Source organism: Streptomyces verrucosisporus, assembly GCF_017114865.1.
In the GTDB taxonomy this organism is placed as follows: Bacteria; Actinomycetota; Actinomycetes; order Streptomycetales; family Streptomycetaceae; genus Streptomyces; species Streptomyces fenghuangensis.
Genome location: NZ_JADEYH010000034.1, coordinates 1 through 14542 on the forward strand (window position 1 = coordinate 1; position 14542 = coordinate 14542).

Annotated in this window: 15 protein-coding genes; 4 read left to right on the top strand and 11 right to left on the bottom strand. The window is 72.0% G+C overall.

From position 1 onward, the window contains the following. Positions 1–163: 163 nt before the first annotated feature. The 3 genes from IQ279_RS24540 to IQ279_RS24550 all read right to left on the bottom strand — a co-directional run bounded on the left by IQ279_RS24540 (position 164) and on the right by IQ279_RS24550 (position 2988). Complete coding sequence (locus IQ279_RS24540; protein ID WP_206351497.1) at positions 164–721, bottom strand: imidazolonepropionase-like domain-containing protein; 558 nt, start codon at positions 719–721, stop codon at positions 164–166. A 21-nt stretch (positions 722–742) separates the two neighbouring features. Then, positions 743–1942 carry a cyclic dehypoxanthinyl futalosine synthase gene (gene mqnC, locus IQ279_RS24545; protein WP_206351498.1) on the bottom strand — a complete coding sequence of 400 codons (1200 nt, stop codon included), beginning with the start codon at positions 1940–1942 and terminating at the stop codon, positions 743–745. A gap of 170 nt (positions 1943–2112) precedes the next feature. Then, positions 2113–2988, bottom strand: coding sequence for a menaquinone biosynthetic enzyme MqnA/MqnD family protein (locus IQ279_RS24550; protein ID WP_307792518.1), 876 nt, complete (start codon positions 2986–2988; stop codon positions 2113–2115). 241 nt (positions 2989–3229) lie between these two features. Between IQ279_RS24550 and IQ279_RS24555 the strand changes: the two genes are divergently transcribed. After that, positions 3230–3433, top strand: a complete 204-nt coding sequence (locus IQ279_RS24555) for a cold-shock protein (protein WP_093660436.1) — start codon at positions 3230–3232, stop codon at positions 3431–3433. A 290-nt stretch (positions 3434–3723) separates the two neighbouring features. Here IQ279_RS24555 and IQ279_RS24560 read toward each other — a convergent pair whose 3' ends face one another. From IQ279_RS24560 to IQ279_RS24585, 6 genes are all read right to left on the bottom strand, one after another. After that, positions 3724–5187: a dicarboxylate/amino acid:cation symporter gene (locus IQ279_RS24560; RefSeq protein ID WP_307792519.1), complete on the bottom strand. Its 1464-nt coding sequence runs from the start codon at positions 5185–5187 to the stop codon at positions 3724–3726. A gap of 547 nt (positions 5188–5734) precedes the next feature. Further along, a complete protein-coding gene (locus tag IQ279_RS24565) occupies positions 5735–6091 on the bottom strand; it encodes a DUF4229 domain-containing protein (protein ID WP_307792520.1) in 357 nt (118 codons plus the stop codon). Between the two features lie 27 nt (positions 6092–6118). Next, on the bottom strand, positions 6119–6643 hold the full coding sequence (locus tag IQ279_RS24570; RefSeq protein WP_206351500.1) for a GNAT family N-acetyltransferase: 525 nt from the start codon (positions 6641–6643) through the stop codon (positions 6119–6121). Between the two features lie 63 nt (positions 6644–6706). Further along, entirely contained in the window at positions 6707–7870 is a 1164-nt protein-coding gene (gene mqnE, locus IQ279_RS24575) for an aminofutalosine synthase MqnE (RefSeq protein ID WP_206351501.1), read from the bottom strand. Positions 7871–8032: 162 nt separating this feature from the next. Continuing rightward, positions 8033–8491, bottom strand: coding sequence for an Lrp/AsnC family transcriptional regulator (locus IQ279_RS24580; protein ID WP_206351502.1), 459 nt, complete (start codon positions 8489–8491; stop codon positions 8033–8035). Positions 8492–8595: 104 nt separating this feature from the next. After that, the gene (locus IQ279_RS24585; RefSeq protein WP_206351503.1) at positions 8596–9321 is read right to left on the bottom strand and encodes a UbiX family flavin prenyltransferase; all 726 of its coding nucleotides are present in this window, start codon (positions 9319–9321) and stop codon (positions 8596–8598) included. Between the two features lie 170 nt (positions 9322–9491). Here IQ279_RS24585 and IQ279_RS24590 point away from each other — a divergent pair, with 170 nt between their 5' ends. Continuing rightward, a complete protein-coding gene (locus IQ279_RS24590; RefSeq protein ID WP_206351504.1) occupies positions 9492–10685 on the top strand; it encodes a hypothetical protein in 1194 nt (397 codons plus the stop codon). Between the two features lie 178 nt (positions 10686–10863). Beyond that, complete coding sequence (locus tag IQ279_RS24595; protein ID WP_206351505.1) at positions 10864–11484, top strand: rhomboid family intramembrane serine protease; 621 nt, start codon at positions 10864–10866, stop codon at positions 11482–11484. A gap of 82 nt (positions 11485–11566) precedes the next feature. Here IQ279_RS24595 and mqnP read toward each other — a convergent pair whose 3' ends face one another. Both mqnP and IQ279_RS24605 read right to left on the bottom strand, forming a co-directional pair. Then, complete coding sequence (mqnP, locus tag IQ279_RS24600) at positions 11567–12487, bottom strand: menaquinone biosynthesis prenyltransferase MqnP (protein WP_206351506.1); 921 nt, start codon at positions 12485–12487, stop codon at positions 11567–11569. Beyond that, complete coding sequence (locus tag IQ279_RS24605) at positions 12484–13935, bottom strand: menaquinone biosynthesis decarboxylase (protein ID WP_206351507.1); 1452 nt, start codon at positions 13933–13935, stop codon at positions 12484–12486. Before IQ279_RS24605 ends, mqnP begins: the two co-directional genes overlap by 4 nt. Before the next feature lie 143 nt (positions 13936–14078). On the opposite strand from IQ279_RS24605, the gene IQ279_RS24610 reads away from it, so the two are divergent. Then, a complete protein-coding gene (locus tag IQ279_RS24610) occupies positions 14079–14516 on the top strand; it encodes a PLD nuclease N-terminal domain-containing protein (RefSeq protein ID WP_206351508.1) in 438 nt (145 codons plus the stop codon). Positions 14517–14542: the final 26 nt, after the last annotated feature.

Below are 14542 nucleotides of genomic sequence, written 5' to 3' on the forward strand. Positions count from 1 at the left end.
TGAACCTCTTTCATCCTGTACTGCAAGGGTGAAAGAGGTTCAAGGAGATCAAGAAAGCGTGAACCGGACCGCCTTTCCAGGGGCCCATCACCTGAATTCCGAAGTGCGGGGTTCCGGCGCAGCTTCAAAGGCCGGTTCGACGGCGCCTCGGAGGCCTGGTGGGTCAGGTACGGCGGTGGAGGAGGCGGCCGGCGAGGATGGTGGCGAGGCAGCTGCCGTCGGCGGCGTGGACGGCGAAGTCCGCGCGGACGCCCGCGGAGAGGGTGGCGGGACGGGGAGCGGGCAGGACGGTCAGGCCCGAGCGCTGGACGGCGGTACGAACCGAAGGGCGGGCGAAGGGGCCGACGACGGAGGTGACGCCCTCGCGCAGGAGGCGCTGCAGGCCTCGGCGGGCGCTGTGGCCCCAGCGCACCTCGTCCATGGGGAGGGCAGCCAGGGCGGGGCCCGTGAGCGGTTCGGTGTCGGGGATGCCGGGCAGGCCCACTTCTCGCGGGTCCGGGTGGTAGGCGGCCTCCAGCCACGCCACCGCGTCCACCGCGCAGCGGCCGGGGGCCAGTTCGCCGGGCCAGTGGCGGACGCGGGCGGCCGGATACGTCTCGGCGAGGGAGCCCGCGGGGCCGATCGCCGCCATCCGGTCGCCCTCGACCGCCACCGCGTGCCCGTCCAGTCGCTCGCCGTCCTCGGTGAGGCGGACGGCGAGCGGGGCGTGGATCGTCAGCACGGGATCGCGGGGCGAGGGCGGTCAGCCGGCGTCGATGAGCTTCAGTTCGGGGTGCGCGGTGCCGCCCTCGATCGCGGTCGAGGACAGGTGGGAGACGACGCGGTCGTCCACCGGGTCCTGCGCCGGGTCGTCGTGGACGACCAGGTGCTCGTACGTCGTCGAGCGCTGCGCCGGGACGCGTCCGGCCTTGCGGATGAGGTCGATCAGCTCCATGCGGTTGGAGCGGTGCTTCGCGCCGGCCGAGGAGACGACGTTCTCCTCCAGCATCACCGAGCCGAGGTCGTCCGCGCCGTAGTGCAGGGAGAGCTGGCCGATCTCCTTGCCCGTCGTCAGCCAGGAGCCCTGGATGTGGGCGACGTTGTCCAGGAAGAGCCGGGCGACGGCCAGGATGCGCAGGTACTCGAAGATCGTGGCCTGGGTGCGGCCCTTGAGGTGGTTGTTCTCCGGCTGGTAGGTGTACGGGATGAAGGCGCGGAAGCCGCCGGTGCGGTCCTGCACGTCGCGGATCATCCGCAGGTGCTCGATGCGCTCGGCGTTGGTCTCGCCGGTGCCCATCAGCATGGTGGAGGTGGACTCCACGCCCAGGCCGTGGGCGGTCTCCATGATCTCCAGCCAGCGCTCGCCGGACTCCTTCAGCGGCGCGATCGCCTTGCGCGGGCGCTCGGGGAGCAGTTCGGCGCCTGCGCCGGCGAAGGAGTCCAGGCCGGCGTCGTGGATGCGGCGGATCGCGTCCTCCACCGTCACGCCCGAGATGCGGGCCATGTGCTCGACCTCGGAGGCGCCCAGGGAGTGGATCACCAGCTCGGGGAAGCGCTTCTTGATCGCCGAGAAGTGCTCCTCGTAGTACTCCACACCGAAGTCGGGGTGGTGGCCGCCCTGGAACATGATCTGGGTGCCGCCCAGCGCCACGGTCTCCTCACAGCGGCGCAGGATGTCGTCCAGGTCCCTGGTCCAGCCCTTGTCCGTGTCCTTCGGGGCGGCGTAGAAGGCGCAGAACCGGCAGGCGGTCACACAGACGTTGGTGTAGTTGATGTTCCGCTCGATGATGTACGTGGCGATGTGCTCGGTGCCCGCGTACCGGCGGCGGCGCACCGTGTCGGCGGCCTGCCCAAGCGCGTGCAGCGGGGCGTGCCGGTAGAGCTCCAACGCCTCCTCCGCGCTGATCCGCCCGCCTCCGGCGGCGCGGTCGAGTACGGACTGGAGGTCGGCGTTATCGGTCACCGGGCGGTCCTCTCGGGCTTGGCGGTCGGGTCGGCCGGGCCGGCCGGTGCGCGGCGGCACGGCGTCCGATCCAGCGTACGCCAGCGTCCTGGCGGCCTTTCGGCAGGTCAGTTCCGCTCCGGTCGGGCGGGGCCGGGGCGATGCGGCGGCCGGGACGGCGGGGTACGGCCTCAGCTCAGGAGTTCCACGCGCACATCGGCCGGGAATCCGGTGGTGGGCCCGGTCCGGCGGGCGAACTCGGCGATGCCGCCGAGCTGTTCGGGGCCCAGCCGGAAGTCCAGGGTGGTGAAGTAGCGCTCCAGCAGCTCGGCGTCGAAGGCCTCCCAGCGGGCCGCCTGCTCGGCCACCTTGCCGACCTCCTCCAGGGACAGGTCGCGTGAGTCGAGGAAGGCCCGGTGGACCTCCCGCACGGTCTCCGGCTCGCGCTCCAGGTAGTCGCGGCGGGCGGCGAAGACGGCGAAGACGAACGGAAGGCCCGTCCACTCCTTCCACATCAGCCCCAGATCGTGGACCTGGAGGCCGAGCCGGGGCGCGTCGTGGAGGGAGGCGCGCAGCGCGGCGTCGCCGATCAGCACGGCGGCCTGGGCCTCCTGCATCATCAGGCCGAGGTCGGGCGGGCAGGTGTAGTAGTCGGGTGCGATGCCGTGGCGCTCGGCGAGCAGCAGCTGGGCAAGCCGCACGGAGGTGCGGGACGTGGAGCCGAGGGCGACGCGCTCGCCGTCGAGGGCGGCCAGCGGCACCTTGGAGACGATCACGCAGGACATCACCGGGCCGTCACAGCCCACCGCGATATCCGGCAGCGCGACCAGCCGGCCGGCGTTGCGGAGGAATTCCACGAGGGTGATCGGGCCGATATCGAGACCCCCGTTCACCAGCTGTTCGCTCAGTTTCTCCGGGGTGTCCTTGGTGAGCTCCAGGTCCAGCAGGGTGCCGGTGCGGGCGAGCCCCCAGTAGAGGGGCAGGCAGTTGAGGAACTGGATGTGCCCGACGCGGGGCCGCCTCCGCAGGGGCTCGGCGACGGGCTGGTCAGCGTCATTGGTGTCCACCTCGCGAGGCTATCCCCGCAGGTCCGGCTCGCCTCCTCGGGGGTGCTCACCCGGACGGGCGCGCCGGGACATGATCACCCTTCCACTCCGGTGGGCACCGTGCTACGCTCACAGCAAGTTGCAGTTTGGTTTCCCTTGCAGTACAGAGCCTGCGGAGCATGTGACCGCGGGCTCTCGTCGTTTTCAGAGTTCTTCAAAGGCTTCTGGAGCAGGGCAACCCTTATAGGCCCAAGGAGGGCTTATGGCTACCGGAACCGTCAAGTGGTTCAACGCCGAAAAGGGCTTTGGCTTCATCGCCCAGGACGGCGGCGGTCCCGATGTGTTCGTTCACTACTCCGCGATCAACGCCAACGGTTTCCGTTCCCTGGAGGAGAACCAGGCGGTCACCTTCGACGTGACACAGGGCCCGAAGGGTCCGCAGGCGGAGAACGTCACCGCGGCCTGAGTTGCCCGGCTCGGCCAGACGCCCTGGCCGTGACGGTGTACGTCCGCCCGTGAGGGCGGTACGGCGCCGGCAGACGACCGGATAAGCAGTACCCAAGGAGCCCCCGTCACGACGGGGGCTCCTGCCTTTTCCCCGCTCGGCTCCGGCACCGCCGGCCCGGTGGGTCCGACGCCGCTCGGTGCGGTGGCACGGGGGGCACGTGAAGAGACGCGGCGGGCCCCGGTGGGCTCCCTGATCCGGGAGCCCGCCGGGGCCCGTGCTCGTTGCGGCCGGTCGCCGCGCGGGGCCGGTCAGGCGGTGGCGGGGGCCGGCTCGCCGCTCCGGCGGTCTCCCGCGCCTGCGGCGGGAGTGGTGCCGCCGGTCCCGCCGGCACCCTCGGTGCCGTCGAGGTCGTCGATGTCGAAGCTCCGGGCTTGGCGGAAGGCGTCCAGGTCGAGGATCCTCTCCCTGGCCGCGACCACGACCGGGACCGCCGCCTGGCCGGCGACGTTGGTGGCCGTCCGGATCATGTCCAGGACCGGGTCGATCGCCAGCAGCAGACCCACGCCCTCCAGCGGCAGGCCGAGGGTGGACAGGGTCAGCGTGGTCATCACGGTGGCGCCGGTGAGGCCGGCGGTGGCGGCGGAGCCGATGACCGAGACGAAGGCGATCAGCACGTAGTCGCCGATGCCGAGGGAGATACCGAAGATCTCCGCGACGAAGATCGCGGCGAGCGCCGGGTAGACCGCGGCGCAGCCGTCCATCTTGGTGGTGGCCCCGAACGGCGCGGCGAAGGAGGCGTACTCCCTGGGCACTCCGAGCCGTTCGACGGCCTTCTGGGTCACCGGCATGGTGCCGACCGAGGAGCGGGAGACGAAGCCCAGCTGGATGGCGGGCCAGGCACCGCGGAAGAACTGCAGCGGGCTGACCCGGGCCGCCAGCGCCAGCAGCAGCGGGTAGACGCCGAACATCACCAGCAGGGAGCCGATGTAGACGTCGGCGGTGAAGGTGGCGTACTGGCCGATCAGGTCCCAGCCGTACTGGTCGATGGCGCGGCCGATCAGGCCGAGGGTGCCCAGCGGGGCCAGCCGGATGACCCACCACAGGGCCTTCTGCAGCAGGGTGAGGGCCGACTCGGAGAAGGAGAGCAGCGGTGCGGCCTTCTCCCCGATCCGCAGGGCGGCGACACCGGCGACGGCGGCCATGAAGACGATCTGCAGGACGTTCAGCTCGGTGAACGGCGTGATCACGTCGGTGGGGATGATCCCGGTGAGGAAGTCCAGCCAGGAGCCCGCCTGTTCGGGCCGGGCGCCGTCCTTCGGGGACAGCCCGGTGCCCGCGCCCGGGTTGGTGAGCAGACCGATGGTCAGGCCGATCCCGACGGCGATCAGCGAGGTGGCCATGAACCACAGCAGGGTGCGGCCGGCCAGCCGGGCGGCGCCCGAGACGTTCCGCAGGTTGGTGATCGAGACGGTGATCGCGAAGAAGACCAGCGGGCCGACGGCCAGCTTCAGCAGCTGGACGAAGGTACCGCCGACCTTGTCGAGGGCGGTGCTGAGCCAGGCGACGTCGCCGCTGCGGGCGACCCAGCCCAACAGGGCTCCCAGGACCAGGCCGAGGAGTATCTGGGCCCAGAAGGGGATTCTGGCGAGACCGGTGCGGCGCTTCGGCGCGGTGGGCGCGGTCTCGCCGGCTGTGGCGGTCCCGGCGGTCGAGCCGGACTCACCGGTCGGGGCGGACTCGCCGGGCGCGCTTGATGGCGTGTTGGAGGACACGGACACACTCCGGTGGGACATGTGGCGGGGACAGAGTTCTCTGGGTTCTCAGGATTCTGCGTTCTGCGCGTTCTGTGCTTTCCGCGCGTTCCATGCGTACGTCGAGGACTCGACGGTCCCGGAGAACTCGGGAAGAGGGAAGAGGGCGCCGGAGGAATCCGGCCGCCTTGGGTCGCGCGGGACTCAGCCGATGCGACAGGCCGCGGACAGGCAGCGGCAGAGGTCGACGTGCAGCCGGGCCACGAGCATCGTGCTCCTGACCTGGGGGATGGTGCGGGCTGCGGTCGTCATGGTCCTCACGCTAACACCGGGCCCGGGGGTTTCCCGGGCGTCGCCTGGGCGGAACGGTTTCCGCCGACGCACAACGCCCCTGCGGGGAAAGGCATTCCCGGCGGAGCGTCGTGAGGGGGTGTGACGAGGGTTACGCGGTGCGGGGCGGTGTGACGGGCGGGGAGCGGCCCGGCGGCCTGTCCAGCCCCTCCGGTCCACCTTGCCCGCCCGGCCCGCGCTCCTGGGGGCTCGGTGTCCCGGCCCCGGGAGACCGGGCTCAGTCCTCCTGGCTCTGGTTGGCGGCCAGCTTCCGCTTGGCCCGGTCCATGCGCTCGGCGATCCGCACGGACATCTCGTCGCGCTGCCGGCGCAGCAGTACCAGGCTGAGCGGCGCGGAGACGACCATGGCGAGCATCAGCAGCCACAGCGGGTTGGCCTTGCCGATGGCCTCGGGCAGTACGCCGACGTAGGCGAGCACCGCGACGACCACGAAGCAGGCGAGGAAGACGCCCAGGCGCATGGCCGTGTAGCGGAGCGTCGCGTGCGGCGTGCGGCCCGGCACCGTGCCGGACGCGGAGTCGGACGCGGCCTGCGGTGCCCTGTTCGTGTTGCCGGTCTCCGATGTGCTGGTCACGGTGGTGGTCCTTTCGGCGTGGCCGGGTCAGCTGAGCCGGAGCCACATGGTGATGTCGTCCCGGAGGTCGTCGTCCGCGACGCGGATGGCGTCGGGCACGCGCCCGACCTCCTTGTAGCCGCACGAGCCGTAGAAGTGCTCCAGCCCGAGCCCGCCGCGGCAGGTGAGCCGGATGCCGCGGACGCCGTTCATACCCCGGGCGGCCTCCTCCACGGCGGCCATCAGGGCCCGTCCCTCGCCCCGGCCCTGGCGGTCGGGGCTCAGCATCACGGTGTACAGCCACACCCAGTGTCGCATCAGCCGGTGTGTGTTCGGCATCAGGAAGGCGGTGCCCGCGACCCGGTCCTCCTCGTCGTACGCCGCCAGCAGCCGGGCCCGCCCCTCGGCCATCGCCGTGAGGTGCCGGGTCAGCTCGGGCCGCACGTCCTCGGCGGTCACCGGCGGTACGAAGCCGACGGCGCCGCCCGCGTTGGTCACCCGCGCCCACAGGTCGCAGACCCCGTCGGCCAGCCGCCGGCCGACGGGAGGGTCGAGTACGTACCGCAGCGTCATCGAGCCGTCCTCACCGATGTGTTCCGCCTCACCGATGTGTTCCGCGTCATGCCCGCCGCCGGGTCACAGCCGCATGGGCTGCGGCGAATCGCGCCGCGCCGGGTCCGGGCCGTCGTACTCGCGGACGATCTCGTAGCGGGTGTTGCGCTCGATGGGGCGGAAGCCGGCGTCGCGGATCAGTTCCAGCAGGTCCTCGCGGGTGAGCTTGTCGGGGGTGCCGTAGTCGTCCGCGTCATGGGTGATCTTGTACTCGACCACCGAGCCGTCCATGTCGTCCGCGCCGTGCTGGAGGGCGAGCTGGGCGGTCTGCACGCCGTGCATCACCCAGAACACCTTCACGTGCGGCACGTTGTCGAACAGCAGCCGCGAGACCGCGAACGTCTTGAGTGCCTCCGCGCCGGTGGCCATGGTGGTGCGGGCCTGGATCCGGTTGCGAACCTTGCCGTCCTTCATGTCCACGAAGTCGTGCTGGTAGCGCAGCGGGATGAAGACCTGGAAGCCGCCGGTCTCGTCCTGCATCTCGCGCAGCCGCAGCACGTGGTCGACGCGGTGGCGGGGCTCCTCGATGTGCCCGTACAGCATGGTGCAGGGCGTCCTGAGACCCTTCTCGTGCGCCAGGCGGTGGATGCGCGACCAGTCCTCCCAGTGGGTGCGGTGGTCGACGATGTGCTGCCGCACCTCCCAGTCGAAGATCTCCGCGCCGCCGCCGGTGAGCGACTCCAGTCCGGCGTCGATCAGCTCGTCGAGGATCTCGGAGGCCGACAGGCCGGAGATCGTCTCGAAGTGGTGGATCTCGGTGGCGGTGAACGCCTTCAGGGAGACGTCCGGCAGGGCCTTCTTCAGCTCCCGCAGCGAGCGCGGGTAGTAGCGCCAGGGCAGGGTGGGGTGGAGGCCGTTGACGATGTGGAGCTCGGTGAGGTTGTCGCCCTCCATCGCCCTGGCCAGCCGCACGGCCTCCTCGATGCGCATGGTGTACGCGTCCTTCTCCCCCGGCTTGCGCTGGAAGGAGCAGTAGGCGCACGAGGCCGTGCACACGTTGGTCATGTTCAGGTGGCGGTTGACGTTGAAGTAGACGACGTCGCCGTTCTTGCGGACGCGCACCTCGTGAGCGAGGCCGCCCAGCCAGGCCAGGTCGTCGGACTCGTACAGGGCGATGCCGTCCTCGCGGCTCAGCCGCTCACCGGCGCGGACCTTCTCCTCCAGCTCGCGCTTGAGCCCAGCGTCCATGCGTCGCCGCCTCCTTGTTCCTGTCTGCGGGGTTGCGGGTCCTGCGGGGCCGTCCGTTGCGGGCGACCCGTTGAGCCTACGCCTGCCCCGCCGCGCGCCCGGGCGGGCCCCCGGTGTGCCGGCGGGGGGCCGGCCGGGCCGGCGGGCGCGCGGCGGCAGCGGTCAGTCCTCCTCGGCGGGCAGTACGCCGACCCGGTTCTCCCACTTGGTGGAGAGCACGATGGTGGTGCGGGTCCGCGAGACGCCCTTGGTGCCCGAGAGCCTGCGGATCGTCCGCTCCAGGCCGTCCACGTCGGTGGCGCGCACCTTGAGCATGAAGGAGTCGTCCCCGGCGATGAACCAGCAGTCCTCGATCTCCGCCTGGTCCCGCAGCCGGTCCACCACGTCCTCGTGGTCGACGGAGTCCGAGAGCTGGATGCCGATCAGGGCGGTGACGCCCAGGCCCAGGGAGGGGGCGTCCACGGTCGCACGGTAGCCGGTGATGACGCCGGCCGCCTCCAGCCGGTTGATGCGGTCGGTCACGCTGGGGCCGGAGAGGCCGACGAGCCGGCCCAGTTCCGCGTACGAGGCCCTGCCGTTCTCGCGCAGCGCCTGGATGAGCTGTCTGTCCACCGCGTCCATGCGTCCTGGTGCCTTCCGTCGTTCGGCCGTCGTCCGGGCTGTCCGGCTGTCGGATACCGCAAGAGCTTTCCGTAATCGAATCTAAGGCATCCGTGCCCGCTGCCCTACGACTGCCTCTGTGCGCCCCCCAGCTCGCCTTCCCATCGGCGGTAGAGATCGTGCGGAACGCCCATTGCGTCCAGCGCGCGGCCGGCGACGAAGTCGACCAGTTCCTGGATGTGGGCCGCCCCCGCGTAGAAGGCGGGCGAGGCCGGCAGCACCACGGCCCCCGCCTCGTCCAGGGTGACCAGGTGTCTGAGGGTCTGGCCGCCCAGCGGCGTCTCGCGCACGGCGACGACCAGCGGGCGGCGCTCCTTGAGCGTGACGCTCGCCGTGCGCTGGAGCAGGTCCTTGGACAGTCCCAGGGCGATGCCCGCCACGGACGCGGTGGAGGCCGGGACGACGATCATCCCCCTGGCCGGGTACGAGCCCGAGGACGGTCCGGCGGCCAGGTCGCCGGCGGGCCAGTACCGCACGGTGCCGCCCGCCGCCTTCCCCCCGTCCCTCCCCGTCTCCGTCTCCGGGCCCCCGGGCTCGGGCACCGCCACGTCGTACGCGTCCGGGGAGCCGTCCGCCCCGCGGGCCAGCCAGCGGCGCAGGTCCTCGCGCCAGTGGGCGTCGCGGAAGGGGTGGCCGGTCTCGTCCAGCAGGGTCAGCCGGGAGGCCCGGCTGACCACCAGGTCCACGTCCTCGCCCGCCGCGAGCAGCGCGCGGATCACCGACGCGGCGTACGGCGTCCCGGACGCCCCGGACACACCGACGATCCACGGCCGTCGCACACTGTTCCTCACGGCACCGAGCCTAAGGCGTGTTCCGGAAGCGGCGCCGTCCGCCCGCACGACGCCGCCCCGCGGACGGGACTCCCGGAGCACGCCCCGGCGGCCGCCGCACCGCCCTCCCGCGCCGGCCGGGGCACCCTGGACCCTGGCCGTCTCCGCCCCCGAAGTAGTTGGATCGCCGTATGTCCCGTACGCCCCGCACCGCCCCCACTCCCGCCGAGCGCCCCGGGCGCACCCCGCACGCCCCCCGCGCCCGGCGCGACAAACACAACGGGCGCAACGGGCGCATACGCCTGGCGGCGGCCGGCTGCGCCCTCCTGACAGCCGCCTCCGCCGCCTGCCAGGCCCCCGGCAGGGCCGACGCCGCGACCAGGGTCCGCCAGGCCGTCGAGAGGCTCGGCGAGTGGGAGACGGTGTCGGCCACCGTGCGCGTCGAGGCCTCGGCCGACGAGATACACGCCTTCCTGCGGCGCGAGCACGAGCGGGGCGACGGACCGGCGGTCTCCCGCACCGACGCGCTGCTGCTGTCCCGGATGGAGACGGCGTTCGTGTTCGGCTCGGACAGGCCGCTGAAGGACCTCGGCGACAAGGACCGGCTCGACACGGCCGCGGCCGTGAACTTCGGCAACCGGGACGTGGCCGCCTACAAGTCGGTCGGCGCCGACTTCTACGTGCGCGCCGACTGGAAGCGGCTGGCGCACGAGACGAACCGGAGCCGCGAGACGGTGGTGCGGGCGGCCGGGCTGGCCCGCTCGGCGGACTCCCTGCCGCCCTCCCTCGCCGCGGCCCGGGACATGCTCGAAGGCCGGTGGGTGCAGATGGACCCCGAGGAGTTCGACCACTTCGCGCGGGCGGTGGGCGGCAAGTACGGCGAGCGCGCCCAGCGGCTGGCCAACAGTGTGGACGTCCTGCAGAGCGCCCGGGCCCAGCACCATGTGATCGGCGCGGTGCGCCGGGCGCTGGAGGACCACGCCGCCCTGCGGGAGGCCGGCCGGGCGGACGGCACCGAGCGCGTCAGGGTGACACTCCCGGCCCGCGAGGTCGCCGACGGCCTCGCGTCGGCGCTGGCCCCGCTGGAGGAGCGTTTCGACGGGATCGGGTTCTCCTGGCTGGAGCGGGCGCCGGACCGGCGGGTCACGGCGGAGCTGGCGCTGCGCGGCGGCGTCCTGTCGGGAATGACGGTGGACCTGACACAGTTCACCGGACGGACGGACGCCGGGGAGGTGGCCGGGGAGATGGAGGAGATACCGCTCACCGTGTCGTTCGCACCCGGTTCGGCGGTGCCGGTGAAGGCGCCCAGGGGCGCCAGGTGGCTGGACCCGCAGGACGTGATGGCCGCGGTGCTCTACGAGGAGCTGGGTTCGCCCCGGCCCTGAGGCGCCCCGGCCGGAACTCCCGACGCGTTCCGTGACGTTCTCAGGACGTACGCGGCGGGACGGGCGGACGGAAGGCGGCACCCGGAAGGCGGCGCCGCCCGCGACGGCGGCAGCGGCGCCGGCGGTGTTGCCGGCGGTGTTGCCGGGACCGACAGCGGTATCGAACGGGAGAGACCGGATGGTGTACGGATCGGCGGCCGGGGCGTCCCGCTCCTCGCGCGCCTCCAGGGCGATGTCGGCGGGTGTGCTGATGGTGTCCTGGGTGGCCCTGCTGTGGGTGCTGGAGGCCGTCGACGTGGCCACCGGCAACTCCCTCGACCCCTACGGCATCTCGCCGCGCGAGACGGAGGAGCTGGCCGATGTGGTGCCGGCGGCGTTCCTGCACTTTGGCTGGGACCACGTGGCGGCCAACAGTCTGCCGCTGCTGGTGCTGGGCTTCCTGGCGGCCGTGCGCGGGATAGGCCGATTCCTGGCCGTCTGCCTGACGATCATCGTCGTCAGCGGCCTCGGCGTCTGGCTCACCGCGCCGGGGAACTCCCTGACGGCGGGCGCCTCGGGCGTGGTCTTCGGCCTCTTCGGCTATCTGCTGGTGCGCGGCTTCGTCGACCGGGACGCACTCGACATCACCGTGGGCATCACGGTCGTCCTGCTCTACGGCTCGATCCTGTGGGGCGTGCTGCCCACCGCCCAGGGCGTCTCCTGGCAGGGGCATCTGTTCGGGCTGATCGGCGGAGTGCTGGCGGCCTTCTGGTTCCGCCGCTCGGCGCCCGCCGCGCGGGTCCGGCGGCAGATCCCCTGACCCGCCGGCCGGGCCCGCCGCGGCCGCGACGCCGCACCGGCACACCGCCGCACCGCGGTGCGGCCGCCCCGCGGCCGCGCTGTCACACCGTCAGGCCGCGCAGCACCAGGTCGAGCAGCGCGCAGGCGAACAGCACCATCCCGATGAAGCCGTTGACGGTGAAGAACGCCCGGTTCAGCCGGGACAGGTCGCCGGGCCGCACGATGGAGTGCTCGTAGAGGAACGCCGCCACCACGACCGCCAGCCCCGCCCAGTACGGCGCGCCGGCCCCGGTCAGCGCCCCGTACCAGGCCAGCAGCGCCACGGTGACGACATGGGAGCCGCGGGCCCCGTACAGCGCGGCGGCTATGCCGAAGCGCGCGGGGACGGACCGCACCCCGTGGGCCCGGTCGGCGGCAACGTCCTGGCAGCCGAAGATCAGGTCGAAGCCGCCGATCCACACGCCCACCGCGAGCCCGAGGACCACCGCCTCCCACGACCAGGCGCCGGTGACCGCGATCCAGGCGCCCACGGGCCCCATCGCCTGCGCGAGCCCGAGTATGGCGTGCGGGAAGTCGGTGAACCGCTTCCCGTACGGGTAGACCACCATCGGCACCACGGCGACGGGCGCGAGCGCCAGGCACAGCGGGTTCAGCAGCGCGGCGGCCCCCAGGAAGACGGCGAGCGCGACCAGCGCCCCGGCCCACGCGGTGCGCACCGACAGCGCCCCGGTGACCAGCTCGCGCCCCGCGGTGCGCGGGTTGCGGGCGTCGATCTCGCGGTCGATGATCCGGTTGGCGGCCATCGCGAAGGTCCGCAGCCCCACCATCGCGACGGTGACCAGGAGCAGCTCCCACCAGTGGACGGAGCCGTCGTCCAGGAACATCGCGGTGAGCGAGGCGATGTAGGCGAAGGGCAGCGCGAAGACCGAGTGCTCGATCATCACCAGCCGCAGGAACGCCCTGACCCGCCCGGCGGGCCGGGCGGGCTGGGGGCCCGCGACATCCTCGGCGACGGAGCTCACAGCCCGTACTCCCGCCAGCGGCGGCTGACCTTCTCGGCCGTGCCGGGGTCGGACAGGACCATGTCCGGCCAGCCCCCGTCGCGCGTGTAGCCCTCCTCGGGCCACTTGGCGGTGGCGTCGATGCCCGCCTTGCCGCCCCAGAACTGCTGGTAGGAGGCGTGGTCGAGGTGGTCCACCGGCCCCTCGGTGAGGAGGAGGTCGCGGGCGTAGTCGGTGTTGCCCAGGGCTCGCCAGGCGACCTCGTGCAGATCGTGGACGTCGCAGTCGGAGTCGACCACCACGATCAGCTTGGTCAGCGACATCATGTGCGCGCCCCAGATGGCGGACATCACCTTCTGCGCGTGCTTGGGGTACTTCTTGTCGATCGAGATGATCGCGCAGTTGTGGAAGCCGCCCGCCTCGGGGAGGTGGTAGTCCACGATGTCCGGGACGATGATCTTCAGCAGTGGCAGGAAGAAGCGTTCCGTCGCCCGGCCCAGCGGCCCGTCCTCCGTCGGCGGGCGGCCCACGACGATGGACTGGAAGACCGGCCGTCTGCGCATCGTCACGCAGTCGATGGTCAGGGCCGGGAAGTCCTCCTGCGGCGTGTAGAAGCCGGTGTGGTCGCCGAACGGCCCCTCCGGGAGCATCTTCCCCGGCTCCAGCCAGCCCTCCAGCACCACCTCGGCGCGGGCGGGGACCTGGAGCGGCACGGTCTTGCAGTCCACCATCTCCACCCGCTTTCCCTGGAGGAAGCCGGCGAACAGGTACTCGTCGATGTCGCCCGGCAGCGGCGCGGTGGAGGCGTAGGTGACGGCGGGCGGACAGCCGAAGGCGATGGCGACCGGCAGCCGCTCGCCGCGCCGTGCGGCCGTCTGGTAGTGGTTGCGGCTGTCCTTGTGGATCTGCCAGTGCATCCCGATGGTGCGCCGGTCGTGCCGCTGGAGGCGGTACAGGCCCAGGTTCCGGATGCCGGTCTCGGGATCCTTGGTGTGGGTCAGGCCCAGGTTGAAGAAGGAGCCGCCGTCCTTCGGCCAGGTGAACAGCGCGGGCAGCTTCTCCAGGTCGACGTCGTCGCCGGTGAGGACCACCTCCTGGACGGGCGCCTCCTTCACCTTCCTCGGCGGCACGTGCGCCATCGAGCCGAGCTTGCCGAACGCCTCGCGCATCCCGACGAAGCCCTGCGGCAGCTCGGGCCGCAGCAGTCCGCCGATCTTCTCGCTGATGTCGTCGTAGGAGGACAGGCCCAGCGACTTGAGCGTGCGGCGGTCGGTGCCGAAGACGTTCATCGCCAGCGGCATGTCGGAGCCCCTGACGTTCTCGAAGAGCAGCGCCGGGCCGCCGGACTTCTGGACCCGGTCGACGATCTCCCCGACCTCCAGATGGGGATCGACCTCGGCCTTGATCCGTACGAGGTCGCCGTCGCGCTCCAGGGCCCGCAGCAGCGAGCGGAGATCGTCGTATGCCATACGGGCCAGTATCCGACACCGATTACCCTGGGCCTGTCACGGGGCCTCCTCAGGCTACGGCCCGGCGCCCGGGCATCCCGGACCACGGGCCCTCGCGGGGCCCGGCACCCGCCGCACTACACGCTTCCAGGGGGCGTTGCCCAATGCTCAGGCTTCTTCCGACCGTCCTGATCCTGGCGGTATTGATCTACGCCTTCATCGACTGCCTGAACACCCCCGAGAACGAGGCCCGCAAGCTGCCGAAGCTGGCCTGGGTCTTCGTCATCCTGCTCTTCCCGCCGGTGGGCCCCATCGCCTGGCTCCTGGTCGGACGGCCGCGCAGGAACGCGCCCTACGGCGCCACCCGCCCCGCCGAGCGCCGGTGGGTGGCCCCGGACGACAACCCCGACTTCCTGAAGTCGATCAACGAGCGCGGACGGCAGCACCCGGGGACGCCGGAGCCCGGGGAGGAGCGGGAGCGGGAGCCGGAGTCCGGTGAGGAGCGGGGCCGGAAGGACGGCGGGAAGGACGACCGGAAGGCCGGCGGCACGGACAAGGAGAACGGCGGGCCGGAGGACACCACCCCGCCCGCCGCCTCCTGAGAGCGCGCCGCGTCGCATCACCTCAC